The organism is Paenibacillus popilliae ATCC 14706 (genome assembly GCF_000315235.1).
GTDB classification, from domain to species: Bacteria; Bacillota; Bacilli; order Paenibacillales; family Paenibacillaceae; genus Paenibacillus_B; species Paenibacillus_B popilliae.
Window position 1 is genome coordinate 1 of the sequence record NZ_BALG01000069.1, and the last position, 2046, is coordinate 2046.

Consider the following 2046-nt stretch of genomic DNA (forward strand, 5'->3'; position numbering starts at 1 on the left):
CGGCTTCGCACAGACCTGTGTTTTTGCTAAACAGTCGCTCGGGCCTATTCACTGCGGCCCCCTCGGGCTATTCACCCTACCGGGGCACCCCTTCTCCCAAAGTTACGGGGTCATTTTGCCGAGTTCCTTAACGAGAGTTCTTCCGCGCGCCTTAGAATTCTCTTCTCGCCTACCTGTGTCGGTTTGCGGTACGGGCACCTTCACCTGGCTAGAGGCTTTTCTTGGCAGCATGAAATCAAGACCTTCGGTACTGTTATTTTCCCTCCCCATCACAGTCCAGCCTTACGGTCAGCGGATTTGCCTACTGACCAGCCTCACTGCTTGGACGAGCACATCCATCGGCTCGCGTCCCTATCCTTCTGCGTCCCCCCATCGCTCATAACGGCTGCGGTGGTACAGGAATTTCAACCTGTTGTCCTTCGACTACGCCTTTCGGCCTCGCCTTAGGTCCCGACTTACCCTGGGCGGACGAGCCTTCCCCAGGAACCCTTAGGCTTTCGGCGGACATGATTCTCACATGTCTTTTCGTTACTCATACCGGCATTCTCACTTGTGTACAGTCCAGCAGTCCTTCCGGTCTACCTTCAACCCGGTACACAACGCTCCCCTACCACTGCATCGACTTCACTCCAGCTTCGAAGTATTCGTTTAGCCCCTGAGGTCATTTGGTCGACAAGTGGTATCACTTCGGATGTCGACAAAATCTCAGGCGGGTCTTCACTCACTCTTCAAAGAAGCAGTGAAGTCGATGCAATCCATAGCTTCGGCGGTACGTTTAGCCCCGTTACATTTTCGGCGCAGAGTCACTCGACCAGTGAGCTATTACGCACTCTTTAAATGGTGGCTGCTTCTAAGCCAACATCCTGGTTGTCTGGGCAACTCCACATCCTTTCCCACTTAACGTACACTTAGGGGCCTTAGCTGATGGTCTGGGCTGTTTCCCTCTTGACAACGGACCTTAGCACCCATTGTCTGACTCCCGGATAATAAGTCCATGGCATTCGGAGTTTGACTGAGCTTGGTAACCCTTGGCGGGCCCCGCACCCAATCAGTGCTCTACCTCCACGACTCTTCCTCCGAGGCTAGCCCTAAAGCTATTTCGGGGAGAACCAGCTATCTCCGAGTTCGATTGGAATTTCTCCGCTACCCCCACCTCATCCCCGAATTTTTCAACATTCGTGGGTTCGGGCCTCCAGTGCGTGTTACCGCACCTTCACCCTGGACAGGGGTAGATCACTCGGTTTCGGGTCTACGTCTACGTACTAAAAGCAATACGAAGTATTGCTACTTCGTAAGCATATACTTTCGCCCTATTCAGACTCGCTTTCGCTGCGGCTACGGCTTTTCACCTTAACCTTGCACGTAAACGTAACTCGCCGGTTCATTCTACAAAAGGCACGCCATCACCCTGATGAAAACAAGTTTCATCATAGGGCTCTGACTTCTTGTAAGCACACGGTTTCAGGTTCTATTTCACTCCCCTTCCGGGGTGCTTTTCACCTTTCCCTCACGGTACTGCTTCACTATCGGTCGCCAGGGAGTATTTAGCCTTAGCAGATGGTCCTGCCGGATTCCCACGGGGTTTCACGTGTCCCGCGGTACTCGGGATCCGTCTCGGAGGGCATTTACTTTCGAGTACAGGGCTATTACCTTCTACGGCGAGTCTTTCCAGGACTCTTCGTCTAATAAACACCTTTCTGACTCCATGTGAGACGTCCCACAACCCCGGAGAGCAAGCTCTCCGGTTTAGGCTCTTCCGCGTTCGCTCGCCGCTACTGACGGAATCACTATTGTTTTCTCTTCCTGAGGGTACTTAGATGTTTCAGTTCCCCTCGTATGCCTCTTCACACCCTATAGATTCAGGTGCGAGTGACTGCCTATTATGACAGCCGGGTTTCCCCATTCGGACATCCCCGGATCGATGCTTGCTTACAGCTCCCCGAGGCTATATCGTCGTTCGCCACGTCCTTCGTCGGCTCCTGGCGCCTAGGCATCCTCCGTGTGCTCTTACTAGCTTAACCTAGCTAGGTGGTCAAAAAGTTTCCT

Annotated in this window: 1 rRNA gene; it reads right to left on the reverse strand. The window is 53.1% G+C overall.

What is annotated here, in order from left to right:
- A 23S ribosomal RNA gene (locus PPOP_RS07075) occupies positions 1 to 2021 on the reverse strand; the annotation flags it as partial.
- Positions 2022 to 2046: the final 25 nt, after the last annotated feature.